General features: G+C 45.9%; 10 protein-coding genes. All 10 read left to right on the forward strand.

What is annotated here, in order from left to right:
• The first annotated feature begins 18 nt into the window (after positions 1-18).
• The 10 genes from asnB (EL628_RS23655) (at position 19) to EL628_RS23695 (ending at position 13,592) form a co-directional block, all read left to right on the forward strand.
• Positions 19-1,821 carry an asparagine synthase (glutamine-hydrolyzing) gene (gene asnB, locus EL628_RS23655; RefSeq protein WP_126582479.1) on the forward strand — a complete coding sequence of 601 codons (1,803 nt, stop codon included), beginning with the start codon at positions 19-21 and terminating at the stop codon, positions 1,819-1,821.
• Between the two features lie 29 nt (positions 1,822-1,850).
• Positions 1,851-2,666, forward strand: a complete 816-nt coding sequence (locus EL628_RS23660; protein ID WP_126582480.1) for a hypothetical protein — start codon at positions 1,851-1,853, stop codon at positions 2,664-2,666.
• A complete protein-coding gene (locus EL628_RS23665; protein WP_126582481.1) occupies positions 2,663-4,210 on the forward strand; it encodes a class I adenylate-forming enzyme family protein in 1,548 nt (515 codons plus the stop codon). The genes EL628_RS23660 and EL628_RS23665 overlap by 4 nt, the downstream gene beginning before the upstream one ends.
• A 79-nt stretch (positions 4,211-4,289) precedes the next feature.
• Positions 4,290-5,213, forward strand: a complete 924-nt coding sequence (locus EL628_RS23670; RefSeq protein ID WP_126582482.1) for a glycosyltransferase — start codon at positions 4,290-4,292, stop codon at positions 5,211-5,213.
• A 13-nt stretch (positions 5,214-5,226) separates the two neighbouring features.
• Complete coding sequence (locus tag EL628_RS23675; protein WP_126582483.1) at positions 5,227-6,270, forward strand: glycosyltransferase family 4 protein; 1,044 nt, start codon at positions 5,227-5,229, stop codon at positions 6,268-6,270.
• A 41-nt stretch (positions 6,271-6,311) separates the two neighbouring features.
• Complete coding sequence (locus EL628_RS23680; RefSeq protein WP_126582484.1) at positions 6,312-7,742, forward strand: glycosyltransferase family 4 protein; 1,431 nt, start codon at positions 6,312-6,314, stop codon at positions 7,740-7,742.
• 8 nt (positions 7,743-7,750) lie between these two features.
• On the forward strand, positions 7,751-9,577 hold the full coding sequence (asnB, locus tag EL628_RS23685; protein ID WP_126582485.1) for an asparagine synthase (glutamine-hydrolyzing): 1,827 nt from the start codon (positions 7,751-7,753) through the stop codon (positions 9,575-9,577).
• A gap of 227 nt (positions 9,578-9,804) precedes the next feature.
• Entirely contained in the window at positions 9,805-9,963 is a 159-nt protein-coding gene (locus tag EL628_RS29945; RefSeq protein WP_161975716.1) for a hypothetical protein, read from the forward strand.
• Positions 9,964-10,083: 120 nt separating this feature from the next.
• Positions 10,084-11,835, forward strand: a complete 1,752-nt coding sequence (locus EL628_RS23690; protein ID WP_126582486.1) for an ABC transporter ATP-binding protein — start codon at positions 10,084-10,086, stop codon at positions 11,833-11,835.
• Complete coding sequence (locus tag EL628_RS23695) at positions 11,832-13,592, forward strand: ABC transporter ATP-binding protein (protein ID WP_126582487.1); 1,761 nt, start codon at positions 11,832-11,834, stop codon at positions 13,590-13,592. The genes EL628_RS23690 and EL628_RS23695 overlap by 4 nt, the downstream gene beginning before the upstream one ends.
• Positions 13,593-13,603: the final 11 nt, after the last annotated feature.

Raw genomic sequence — 13,603 nt, forward strand, 5'->3', positions numbered from 1 at the left:
GATAACGAGGAGTTTTCTATGTGTGGTATTTGCGGTATCATAGGAAATCCAACTGAACAAGACACTTCCCTTGTCCTCCGGATGATGGAACATCAGTCTCATAGAGGTCCTGATGATGCCAGTATGTTTGCCTGGGAGCAAGGTTGCATTGGATTTCGCCGTCTCACGATTGTCGGTGGTGAAGAGGGAAAGCAGCCAATTATGAGCGAGAACCAGCGTATTGTTGTTTTTTGCAATGGTGAAATTTACAACTATAAACAGCTTCGGTCTTTTCTTCTTCACAAGCAGCATCAATTTTTGACCTCTTCTGATGTTGAGGTGATTGTTCATCTCTATGAGGAGTATGGGTGTCACGCCTGGGAGCATCTAAAGGGAGATTTTGCATTCGTCCTGATAGATAGAGATGCTAAACGTACTTTTCTTGTTCGTGATCGTGTTGGCGTCAAGCCTCTCTATGTTGCCAATGTGCATCAGCGTTGGTACTTTTCTTCCGAAATACAGCCTCTTTTGCAGGCGGCCCCTGAATTGAGGTGCATAAATGAGGATGCACTACGCTCCTTTTTTCAGTATCGCTTTGTGCCCCACCCTTTAACCCCTTTTAAGCATATTTATAAAGTAAGTCCAGGGAGTGAACTATGCTTTACGCAGGAAGGAGTTCAGCATCGGCAATACTGGCACATTCCTGGCAGCAGCCAGGGATATAGTGGAACGTTTGATGAGGCATGTGTTCAATTGGATGAGATAGTGCGCTCATCAGTAGCGGCCCAGGGGGTGAACGAAGTACCAACAGGCATACTGCTCAGTGGTGGTATTGATTCAAATGTCCTGTTGTCGCACATGGCAGAGAAATCCAGGCCTCCGTTCTATGCTTATACCGTTGATTTTGAACAGGCCTTTGATCACCAGGGAGTGTCAGAGTTTTCGCTTGCACACGAAATGTGTGAGACTGTAGGAGCTACCCATGTTCGCGTACCAATAACACCCCAAGAGTATGCTGAAGCTTTGCCTGCCACTATTGCCTGTACTGAAGAGTTTACCGCCGACCCTGCGAATACCCTGCTCTATTTAGTATTACAACGTGCTCATCGAGATGTTCGTGTCCTCCTTGCAGGAGATGGGGTAGATGAATTATTTGCTGGTTACCCTGCCTATCGGCGTTTTCTCAACAATCCTCATCAGCAGCTTTATGGACGCCGGATCCTCTCACCAGACTATGAAGCTTCTCTTTTGAAGACGGAATACCGCTTCGCCAGTGTTGGAGCCTGGCAACAAGCTAGTCTCCCCTCATGGGTAAAAGCCCAGGGGATCTTTCAGACTGATCCTCATGAACTCACTCAACTCCAGACTGACGATCAGCGTTTACAGAAGATGCTTGAGAACGATATACGCTTCTGGTTATGTGACAATTTATTGTTACGTATGGACAAGATAACTATGCGTTGGTCGGTTGAAGGTCGTGTACCTTTTCTTGATCACGATCTCATCAATTTTGCCTTGACACTACCCAATAACTGGAAGCTTCATCCTCAATATGAAAAATATATTATGCGTTACTATGCACGGCGATATCTTCCTACCCATCTTGTTGAAAGGAAGAAGACAGGATTTACGCTTCCACTCGATGCATGGTTGCAGGGCCCCTTGCGGTCTACTGCTAGAGATCTCTTATTAGACGCGCAATTCCTCAGCCGATATATACACCGTTCCAAACTTGAGGCGTGTATTAAGTCGTATTTTTCTGGAGAGCCAGGCATTCCTGCTCATATGATCATATCACTGATGTGTTTAGAGTATTGGCACAGATTGTTTTTAGCGGTATAGGTTCTCTACATTGAAAAGGTTAATGCAAAATGGCAGTAGAACAATTCTGGTTTGGCGATCCATCGCTTCGTCAGTTTGGTATTTTGCGTAATACTGATACAAAAAAGGGCTCGAAAGGAGTTCTCTTTTTTCCTGGATTGGCGGAGACCAAGGCTGGTCCGGTATTTCTGTTTACCCGGATCGCTCACGTTCTTCCAACCTTTTTGCCTGTGTTGCAGTTCGACTATGCCTGTTGGGGAGATAGCGAAGGAGAGATGGAAGAGAGTTCTCTTGAAGGTCTCATAGAGAGTGCTCGTCTCGCAGTGAAAGTCTTGCAGCAGCGCGCAGGCTGTGAAGAGTTTCTTTTTATTGGTCATGGCGTTGGAAACTGGATTGCGGCAACGATAGGGCAATGGTATGCAAAATCATCACTCATTATGCTTTTGCCATATGCCTCACCATTTAATAAGGATGATTTTTTGTTGCAGACACTGATTGAGAAAAAAGATAACACGCCTCATGTATTGCTTGACACAGGTCGTAGTGATCAGTGGCAACGAGGAGGGGCGATGCGTACACTGTTTTGTAAGCTGGGCGCTGATCATTATACAACCAAGGGAATAGTGATCCGTGAGCAATTGCTCAATGATATTGCAGATATAGATGCAAAAAAACTTTTGCGCAACCATACTGGCTCTCTCCTGGAGTTTCATCCTCAGGATCAAAATGCCCTGGCTTTTCTGGCTCATCAGCAAAGTATAGCTCTTCCATTTGAGGATAGCTATCTCACTAATCCTTACAACTGCGATTTTATTGTGGAACAAACCTGCGCATGGATACAGAAAGAATGTGAGAGCGTACTATGAAAAGTGATCAGCATACAAGTACCTTGATCAGTGATGCTATCTTCTCTGCTGCCAGCATCTGTCCTGAACGCGAAGCAATTATCGCTCCTGGGAGACGGCTTACATATAGTGCGTTATCTAAGCGTATAGAAGCTCTCCATATTGAGCTTCAAAAGCACAATATTCGTCCCTTAGAAAAAATTGCCTGGGCAGATGTTGGCACAAGCCACTTTGTCGAACTTCTCTATGCCATTGGAATGAGCGATGCCGTTGGTGTGCCTCTGCATGCAGGAGCTCCATCTGAGGAATGGAGCATGCATTGTGAGCTCTGCGATGTTTCTACTATTATCGTCCCTGCTGCGTTCATGCAGAAAGGACAGGAAATTTTTGCGCGTGATGCGAGGCTACAGCGTATTTTGCTTATCGAAGAACACAATGATAAGCCTGTTTTAACGCTTCTCCACACCCGTGAGAGAAAAGAAGAGCACGATGAAACGAACAAAAGCGAGCCAGGAGATGCAATCATTCTCTGTTCTTCAGGAACGACTGGTCGTCCTAAGGCGATTGTGTTAACCCATCGGAACTTGTTGATCAATCAAGCCTCTCTGATTCAGTATATGCATATTACTCAGCAAGATCGTTTGCTGGTAAGTAAACCAATGATCCACTCGTCAACCCTGATAGAAGTTCTCTCTCTTCTACAAGCTCAAGGAAGCATTGTGCTCAGTCCATGGCTGACGGCACGAGGAACCCTCGCAGTAATACAGCGTGAGGAGTGTACCATGTCCTGTATAGTGCCAGCAATGGCGCGAGAATTGTTGTCTGTTATAACGCCAGGCAGCGAGCAGTCTCTGCTTTTACGCGCCCTTTCTGTAAGTGGTTCTCCTGTCGCTTCTCAACTTCTTCTCGATCTATCCGCAAACTTGCCCCATTGTGGCATCTATCATGCCTATGGGCTAACGGAGGCGGCCCCACGTGTCTCCGCACTTCTGCCACATGAACTCCACCAACATAGCCGGTCCGTTGGTAGATCCATTCCTCATGTGAAGGTCTGTATTGTTGATGCTAACGACCAACCTGTACCCTTGGGGCAGATTGGAGAGCTGATCGTTTGTGGTGAAAATGTCATGCGTACATATTATGGTAATCCAGTAGAGACAAAAAAAGCCCTGAGAGCTCCTGGTTTACACACAGGCGACCTTGCTTATATTGATGAACAAGGGTTTATTTACCTGCAGGGAAGAATAGATGACCTCATTAATTGTGGTGGGCAAAAAGTTTATCCCTTAGAAATTGAGCAAGTGTTATTGAACCACCCCGCCATTGCTGAAGCGTTGGTTCAGGGTCAGACTGACGAGCGTCTGGGATGTATTCCTGTTGCTAGCGTTGTTCCCGTTGCTGGTCAATATTTGGAAGAACAGTCTATTCGTGCGTACTGTCAACTCCATTTGGCGGCATATAAGATTCCTCGCCACATCGCGATTTGTACCGCGCTTGCCCATACACCTTCGGGCAAAGTACAACGGCGGCGACAGATTACTGAAAGTGTATCGAATGTAAAATAGTGGCTTCATAAAATGATGCTGTCTGCTCTCAACCTGTTGGAAAAAGTGTGCAGATAGTCATCCATGAAGAAAGGAGAACATGATGAGCAGTGAAGGGGTGAGTGTGATTATTCCAACCTATAACCAGGCATCACGTCTCGCAATGACACTACAAAGCCTCTGCCATCAGCAAGTTGGAGCTGATGATCTCTTTGAAGTCATTGTGATTGATGATGGTTCAGAGGATGAAACGCCTACAGTTCTGCGTGATTTTGCCAATTTGCTCCCGCTTAAAAGCTGTTTTCAACAACGAGCGGGCCGGGCCGCAGCCAGGAATGCAGGAATAGCAATGAGCAGCTATCCGTTGATACTGTTTACTGATGCGGATCGCCCGCTGGAAAATACCTGGATCAGAGCTCATAGAACCTTTCATGAACGACAGAACCGGGCTGTGGGTATTGGCGATATTCAGGAGTTCTATTTTTCTCACCTTGAGGAGAAAATTCCTCTTCTTAGGGAGGAGATGAAAAGCAACTATACCGGTCTGCTCCGCCTTTCACGACCCTATCGTTACTGGAAACTCATCAAACAGACCCTTGACGACACAGGGTGTTGTCAACTCGGAGCTCCCTGGGCGATGTGTCTGATTGGCAATCTCTCAGTACGTCGGGAACTCCTTGAAGCCAGCGCTGGCTTCGACCAAACGTTTACCGGCTGGGGTTTTGAACATTTTGAGTTAGGCTACCGCCTTTATCAGCAAGGTGCCTCATTCTGGTACGTCCCACAGGCAACGAATTATCATCTTGCGCATGCTCGTCCTGATGGCTTTTATCGTGAACAAATGGCGTATAGTTTTGCTCAATTTGTAGCGAAGCATCCTGATGCCGCAGCGCAAAATTTTATTCATTTTCTTCAAGGAGAGATAACACTTGGTGATTTTGACAGGATCGCCACTGCTGGCGTTTCACAATTATCATTAGAAAAGCAGCAAATGAAGCTATCGGTTTTGGCATTTAATTCATAACTTAGAGGGTAACATGAAAATTCTGCAAATTGCGAGTAGCTGGGGGAGTACGCCGCCGTCTATCTATGGACCTGTGGAGCAACTCGTCAGTGATTTGACGGAAGAATTGAAGCAACTGGGTCATGATGTGACGCTTTTTGCGACCGCCAATTCGCACACAAGCGCGAAGCTAGCGTACGAACTTGAAGAAGGGGTTGGTGAATATAATCAAGAGCAGCGGGGACATTTTGCTCGCCGCCACGCGCAAGCCGCTATTGCTTTTGCCAATGCTCATGACTTCGACATTGTTAGTAACCACGAAACCAATTACTGTATTCCGCTCTGTACCCAACTCAAGCATCCTCAGGTTACGCGAATGGGCTGGCTGGGAGATGAGCGTCTGAAAAAGACTATACAGGCGCTGACAGTCCAGGAATACAGGCGTTTACAGTTTATTGCAGTCAGTAATAGACTGCGCCAGGTTGTTCCATATCTGCATTGGGCTGGGACCATTTACAACGGAAGACAGATCGCGCAATTTCCTTTTCAGAAACAAAAAGAACCTTTTCTCCTGTTTCTCGGACGCATGACAGAAGAAAAAGGACCAGATAAAGCCATTCGGATTGCGAAGGAGACGGGTATTCCTCTTATTATGGCTGGAGTCGTTCCAGCATATGCTCAGGACTATTTCCTCACGCACGTCAAGCCCCATATTGACAATCAACATATTCGCTGGGTAGGCCCAGCAGATCAAACAGTAAAACGAGAGCTTTTTGCGAAGGCGATGGCTTTTCTTATGCCTATCACGTGGGAGGAGCCATTTGGCAATGTAATGGTGGAAGCAATGGCTTGTGGCACCCCTGTCATTGCATTACATGCAGGCTCCGCCCCCGAAATTGTCGCTCATGGGAAAACAGGATTTGTGGTTCACACAGTCGAAGAAATGATCCAGGCTGTTCAGCACCTACCCACCATTCAGCCAGATGATTGCCGAGAACATGTTGAAGCTCATTTTTCTGTGCAGGTTATGGCACGTAATTATATACAAATGTATCAGCACATACTTGATCATCAATAGAAACTTGTTTGCGAACTATTCAGAAAAAGGAGATATCTACTATGAAGATTGCCGCTTTTTCAATGGGACCGATTTTTCCCCAATTTGTGCATGGTGGTTCTCAGAGGACCCTGCGGACCATATTAATGCATTTAGGAAAAGAAAAACATGATGTGACTTTATACTGTACCAGGCGTGACGATAATAATACCGATTTTCAGCTTGCGCCAAATGTATGGGTACGGCCAATCCTCCGTTTTAAACAAACCTATCCGGAAACCTATTACACTCCACCTTATAATCTTGCGAATGTCATCGGCACACTTGCAGAAGCGATTGATACGCATGATGCTTTTTATATCCATGATAGTGAGCTTGCCTTTCATTTTCTCTACACTAATATTCCCACAGTAGTTTCATTCAGGGACTTCGTCTATCCCGATACTCTGGCAAGCGCTTTTTCTTTTCGTCGTGATCATCTCGTACTAAATTCTTCCTATCTTAATAATTGTGTAGAGAGCATTTTCTCAACATTTCGAGATATCAGGTCACAGACAAGCATTATTCCCAATGGGTTTCAGATGGATCTTTTTCAGAGGCGGGACAGCCAACAATTGCGCTCTCGTCTGAAATTGAGTGATGATGCTATCCCAGTCCTGTATCCCCATCGCCCTGATCCCAAAAAAGGGTTGTACGAGTCTATGGATGTTCTTGCAAGAGCTAGAGCCTATATTCCGGCAGCACTTTTTCGTAGAATCAAACTCCTTATCCCTCGCTGGATAGATTCAAACGTTGTCGAGGAAGGATCATACGTTTTTCAGAACATCTATAAAGATATTCTTGACTATGCCCACCAACGCGATATTGCTGATTTGATTCATATCCATCCCTGGATTGGCGTCGAGGACATGCCTGCCTATTATTCATTGGGTAGAGCCACACTTTGCATTGGGAATTTTATTGAATCTTTTGGCAATTCCTCGATTGAGTCAGAACTGTGTGGGACGCCCGCCCTTATCTCGCGTGTAGCGGCTCAACGTTCCATTTTGCCTGAAGAGATTTCATTCAAAGTGGACTATCAGGATATTGAAGGTGCTGCATTCCTTTTAGGAAAGATTCTCTGTGAAGGAGCAAGTCATACCAGAGAGATTCGCGAGTATATCAACACCCATAATAATGAAAAGGATATGGTCAGACGCTACGCCCAAACCCTGGAGCAGACCACTGTCATATCACCAATCATGGAAAGCTATCGTTATACATGGAATGAAGATGATCTTATCAAAATACCTGCCTGGTGCTCAAATACAAAGAGCGGATACTATAACGACTATAGCTATGGTTATTCTACAGATCAAGAACTTTTATCAATTGTCCAACAGTTAGAGCATCCATGCACTCTTGGAAGCCTACAGCAACACGGTATTTCAGAAGGAAGCATCCTTGAATGGGTAGAAAAGGGATTTCTTGTAAGAATTCCATATGAAAGATAGGATTATTTATGTGTGGTATTTGTGGTATTATCGGCCCTGTTCGGATTGAGGATGGCCAGCACATTGAACGAATGAAGGGTGTTCAATCTCATCGCGGGCCTGATGGCACAGGTTTTTATCAGGGGAAGCAGGGAAGCCTTGGATTTAGCAGGCTGGCTATTGTTGGAGATGAGCAGGGTCAGCAGCCCATTTTTAATGAAGATGCCTCTATTATTATGATAGGAAATGGTGAAATCTATAATTATAGAACCTTGCGAGAGCAACTCATACACAGCGGGCATCGCTTTCATACATCATCGGATATTGAAGTGATTGTCCATCTTTATGAGGAGTATGGTACAGAAGCCTGGAGCTATCTGAAAGGGGATTTCGCCTTTGCCTTACTCGATGAAAAGCGTGGAAAAAGTTTCCTCGTCAGAGATCGTTTGGGGGTAAAACCCCTGTATGTTACAAAAATTGGTGAGCGATGGTATTTTGCGTCAGAGCTCCGAGCTTTATTGGCCATCCAGCGATCTCGAGTACCGATGAATACGACTGCTTTGCGTTTATTCTTCCGCTATCGTTTTCTCCCTCATCCCTTCACCCCCTTTGAAGGGATCTATAAACTGAGCCCCGGGCATGAATTGCAGCATGACTGCTCTGGCATACAAATCCGTCGTTATTGGAACCTTTCTGTCGAGCCAACTACGGATATTCATGATCTGGCGCAGGCTGCCAATCGTTTTGGCGAGCTGTTTGAACGTGCTACCTGCTTACAGGGTCTGAATGATGTGCCAACAGGTATCGTATTGAGTGCTGGTCTCGACTCCAGTTTGCTTCTCGCGCAACTGGCTCGGCAAACGGGCTCGCTACGAGCCTACACTATTGATTTTACTGACGAAAATGACCAGGAGCAAGTATCGGAATTTGCCCAGGCTCACGAGCTCTGTACAATGCTCAATGTCTCTCATACCCGCGTCGCAGTAAGCCCACAGGACTACCTTGAGGCGATCCCTGCCACCATGTCTTCTTTTGAAGAACCAGTGGGGGATGCTGCAGCCCCACTCCTTTATCTCCTTCTCAAGCAGGCCAGTCAAGACGTCCGTGTCGTCCTGGCTGGCGATGGCGGTGATGAACTGTTCGCTGGCTATCCCAGCTATCGCCATTTCCTTCAACAACCAGCCCTTTTTCCTGAAAGCCGCCACGTCTTTAAGGGCCATGATGAGCAATCTTTGTTGAGGGCTCAGTATCATCCTGATGTTCCTCTCAAGCAGGAACTGCAAAGGGCGGGTGGAGATTTTTGGCTGCAAGAAGGAGGAGTTTTCAATGATAGCCACTTCGCCAAACATGCCTTTTCGCCTGAACAAGATCGCCGCTTAAATGCATTGTTGCTTGGTGATATTCATGGTTGGCTCTGCGATGATTTGCTATTGAAACTGGATAAACTCTCTATGCACTGGTCAATTGAGGGCCGCGTCCCATACCTGGATCATGATCTCCTCCAGTTTGCTTTTAGTTTACCAGCCTGGATGAAGCTCAATGATCACTGTGAAAAAGTAGTCATGCGTACCTACGCTGAGCGTATACTCCCTCATCGTTTTGTTCACCGAAAGAAAACAGGCTTCTCTCTTCCAGTGCACAGTTGGATCTCTGGTCCATTGCGTGCTATTATTCAAAAAAAGTTGCGCGATGGTAGCTTTATTGCCCAGGAATATGTCAATGCTGACGCATTTCGTACATATGTTGACAACTACTTTCAAGGGCATACCGATGATCCGATCTATCACAGTTTTACACTACTTGGAATGCTGTATCTTGAATATTGGCATGAAGGTCTATCATGTTTGTATACATAAAATGTGAAGAGTGTCTAAAGTAAACTCATATATAAATGACTGTAAACAGTGTTACTGGAGGCGTGAACCCTATGTGAACAGCAGATGAGTACTATAAGTCTTGAGGAAAGATTGTTATCAGAAACATATTTTTCTGTTTTTCGCTTCTATTATCTCGTGCGAGGCTGCATACCATATTGGAAGCGATAAAATGGAGAATAGGTTTCATGCTTTTAGGAGTATAAACAATGAAACGTCGATTATCCATCTTGCTGTTTACTCTCGTTGCTCTCACCCTCTGTTTCTGTCTGATTAAAGAAGAGGTTTTCTTTGTCACCCATGCAAATGCAGCGATTTTTGTTGTTGCGCCTGGCGTAAGCTCTGATGAGGGTCCCTGGCCCTTGTAATGGTAAAACACATCTCTAACGCGAGAGTGTGTCTTCTACCTCTCCATTGTCTTTGTACTAGATTCATACCTACTTTGTAAAAAAACGTTGCCAGGCATGCAACGTGGAAAGCTACGATTCATGCCAAAGTTACAATCTTTTACGCAATACATTCGTCTACTTGCAAGATACCTGAAGCCTCAATGGCGAGTTACGCTTGTGATGGTTATGCTCATGTTTTTGAGCATAGTACTCCAATTATTGAGCCCGCAGGCGCTGCGAGCTTTTATTGATGTTACTTTGCGGGGCGGAATCACTGGGATACTTGTGCTGATTGCGCTCCTGTATCTAGCACTATCACTTCTAAACCAGGGAGTGACGGTTATTGCGAACTACTTAAGTGAGAAGGTAGCCTGGACTGCAACCAACCAGCTTCGTATCGATCTAATGGCCCATATATTAAGTCTGGATCTTTCATTTTACTATTCTCATACAGCTGGAGAATTAATCGAGCGTATTGATAGTGATGTGGACCAGTTGTCAAACTTTTTTTCAAAAGTTTTTGTTCAAATGGGCTTTTATCTCGCTTTGCTGGTTGGCACACTGATTGCGCTTGCTCTCACTAACAGGCTTTTAGGGCTGATTATGGGATGCTACGCACTTATGGTCTTGCTCGTTGTAATGTGGCTCCGTCGCCCGGTAGGTGCTCAACAGATGAAGTGGCGAGAAGCTGATGCCCGTTTCTTTGGTGCTTTAAGCGAGCAACTCGTAGGAGTCGAGGATCTTCGTGCCAATGGGGCTGTAGGGTATGTTATGCATCGTTTTATACAGCTTTATAATTACTGGTTTACGACGATCAAAAAGGCTGGTTTAACTGGAGCAAGGCCCTGGATTCTTTCTCAGATGATGTATACTTTGGGAGGTATCCTTGGGTTAGTGCTGGGAGCGTATTTGTGGGCTATTGGCCTGGCTACCCCTGGAACAGTCTATCTGATTTTCACCTATAGCACCCTTTTGACACAACCACTTGGTCAAATCATCTTACAGCTTCAGGATCTCCAACAGGCGCAGGTCTGTATTCAGCGCGTCCAGGAACTTCTCTCCAGGGTTTCGACCATTCAAGATGGCGAGGAGTCAGTTACTCTAAGAGCCGCACCAGCAATCACCTTTGAACAGGTTTGCTTTGGATATCAGAAGAACGAGCTTGTGATACAGGACCTGTCGTTTGTCCTGCCTGCTGGACGGGTATTGGGAATACTGGGACGTACGGGAGCAGGGAAGAGCACTATCGCACGTTTGTTGTTCCGTTTGTTCGATCCAGACTCGGGCGTGATACGCCTGGATGATCGCACCCTTCCTCAGATGCGCCTGCGAGATCTAAGAAAGCAGATTGGCATGATTACCCAGGAGGTCCAACTCTTTGAGGGCTCCGTTCGTGATAATCTCACCTTTTTTAACCGTGAGATTCCTGATGACCATATCCTGCACGCGCTACACGAAAGTGGCCTGGCCCAATGGTATGCTCGCTTACCAGAGGGATTGGATACTCAATTGAGCGCCGGTGGAGCGGGGCTTTCAGCGGGTGAAGCTCAATTACTGGCGTTTGCAAGGGTTTTTCTTAACGATCCCAAAGTCGTTATTTTAGACGAAGCCTCATCTCGCCTTGATCCCGCTACTGAGCAAACGGTAAAACGTGCAATGGAGAAGCTTTTCTGCCAGCGTACTGGGATTATTATTGCGCATCGTCTCACAACGATTGAGTGGGTCAATGACATTATAGTGCTTGAGAAGGGACGTATTGTGGAGTATGGTTCGCGGAGTGATCTTGCAAACGATCCAGACTCGCATTTTTCCGGTCTCCTTCAGCATACTGTAGAAGTGATGAACGCATGAAAATAACAAAAATTATCTGGAGCATAACGCGTTACCGACTATTTTATGAGGTGAGTAGATTTATCTGTGGCATCATCGCGAACGTCGCTACTCTGGCTTTCGGTCTTTTGATGCAACAATTGTATAATACTCTTTCATCTCATCCACATTTTGATCAACCATTATTCATATTGCTTTGTTTGATGATTGTGCCAGCTCTAACGACTATGGTCATGAGCTTCTTTGGCATCCATAACCTTATTGAGACGCATTTTCCTGTGCGTGGTCTGCTTATGCGTAATGTTTTGGAGCGTATTTATCAGCAGCCAGCAGCCAGAGCCATCCCTTGTTCTACGGGAGAGGCACTGAATAGGATGCGTGATGATGCAACAACCATCGCTGATGCTCCACGCGATTACCAACTGCCAGCCATGATCTATGCACTCATCGCTTTTATTATCCTGTTAAGAGTAAATGTTCTTGTTACTGTGTTTCTTTTTCTTCCGCTAGCTGCTGTTATTGCGATTGCCCGCTCGTTAATGAAACGCATAGAACGCTATCGTATTGCTAGTAGAGAAGCGGCCGGTCGAGTCAGTGGTCTCATTGGAGAGGTTGTAGGAGCGGCGCAGTCAATCCAGGTCGCGAGCGCAGAAGAGCCTGTCATCAGGTATTTCAGTCAAATAAATAATCATCGTTTAAAGCAGGTGCTGCGAGAACGTTTGCTCAACGACACACTTGATGCGTTTCTTCAAAATACAGTAGGTATAGGTGTTGGTCTGGTTTTGTTTCTGGCGGCATTGAATGCTCATAACTCGCCGCTCAGTGTGGGAGATCTGGCGCTTTTTCTCACCTACCTCAGCTATATTTCTGGATTTATGCTTGGTTTTGGTGGGCTCTTTGGCTGGTTTGCTCAAGTGTCCGTCTCTTTTTCACGCTTGAGGGCGCTGGTACCAGAAGCCAGTCCAGAGGAGCTTGTGGAACATCATTCCCTTGCCAGTGTGCCTGTTAGCCAGAACCAGCAAGTAGTAGTGAAAAGCACACCTCTGGAAAGTTTACGCGTTGAAAATCTAACCTATCGCTATCCAGAAAACGGCAAAGGTATTGAACCTATCAGCTTTGAAGTGAGTAGAGGAGCGCTCGTGGTTATTACAGGACGAGTGGGTTCAGGAAAAACAACATTGGTACGGGCGATCCTTGGCCTGTTGCCAAAGGATGGAGGGCAACTCTATTGGAACGGAGAACTTATCACTGACTCTGGCCGTTTTTTTGTGCCACCACATTCGGCCTATACTCCGCAAGTTCATCATCTTTTTAGCACAACGCTGCAAGAAAATATTCTTCTGGATCTCCCTGAAGATCAAAAAAGTGTGCAGGAATCTCTCTATCAAGCGGTTATGGATCAAGACGTTGCAGATTTTTCACAAGGGTTGCTGACTGAGATTGGGACACGAGGGATGAAACTCTCGGGTGGACAGGCCCAGCGTAGCGCTATTGCTAGAACGGTAGTGCGCCATGCTGAGCTTTGCGTTTTTGACGATCTTTCGAGTGCTCTTGATGCAAAAACCGAAAGCTTGCTCTGGCAGCGGCTGTTTCAGCGTGACTCTGAGCAGACATACCTGGTGGTTTCCCACAGTCGTGAACTTTTACGACGCGCTGACCAGATTATCGTGTTGCAAGATGGTCAAATGGTTGCTCATGGAACACTTTCCTTTTTGCTCGAACATTCAGCAGAGATGCAAGCCTTATGGCAAGATGAACATATTCCAAATGAACAATAATTCGTCACATA

The organism is Tengunoibacter tsumagoiensis, assembly GCF_003967535.1.
GTDB lineage: Bacteria > Chloroflexota > Ktedonobacteria > Ktedonobacterales > Ktedonobacteraceae > Tengunoibacter > Tengunoibacter tsumagoiensis.

Excerpts from the sequence above, each read along its gene's own strand:
- EL628_RS23675 (WP_126582483.1), top strand. The coding sequence starts at position 5,227 with ATGAAAATTCTGCAAATTGCGAGTAGCTGGGGGAGTACGCCGCCGTCT.
- EL628_RS23680 (WP_126582484.1), top strand. The coding sequence starts at position 6,312 with ATGAAGATTGCCGCTTTTTCAATGGGACCGATTTTTCCCCAATTTGTG.
- EL628_RS23665 (WP_126582481.1), top strand. The coding sequence starts at position 2,663 with ATGAAAAGTGATCAGCATACAAGTACCTTGATCAGTGATGCTATCTTC.
- EL628_RS23670 (WP_126582482.1), top strand. The coding sequence starts at position 4,290 with ATGATGAGCAGTGAAGGGGTGAGTGTGATTATTCCAACCTATAACCAG.
- EL628_RS23690 (WP_126582486.1), top strand. The coding sequence starts at position 10,084 with ATGCCAAAGTTACAATCTTTTACGCAATACATTCGTCTACTTGCAAGA.
- EL628_RS23695 (WP_126582487.1), top strand. The coding sequence starts at position 11,832 with ATGAAAATAACAAAAATTATCTGGAGCATAACGCGTTACCGACTATTT.
- asnB (WP_126582479.1), top strand. The coding sequence starts at position 19 with ATGTGTGGTATTTGCGGTATCATAGGAAATCCAACTGAACAAGACACT.
- EL628_RS29945 (WP_161975716.1), top strand. The coding sequence starts at position 9,805 with ATGAAACGTCGATTATCCATCTTGCTGTTTACTCTCGTTGCTCTCACC.
- asnB (WP_126582485.1), top strand. The coding sequence starts at position 7,751 with ATGTGTGGTATTTGTGGTATTATCGGCCCTGTTCGGATTGAGGATGGC.
- EL628_RS23660 (WP_126582480.1), top strand. The coding sequence starts at position 1,851 with ATGGCAGTAGAACAATTCTGGTTTGGCGATCCATCGCTTCGTCAGTTT.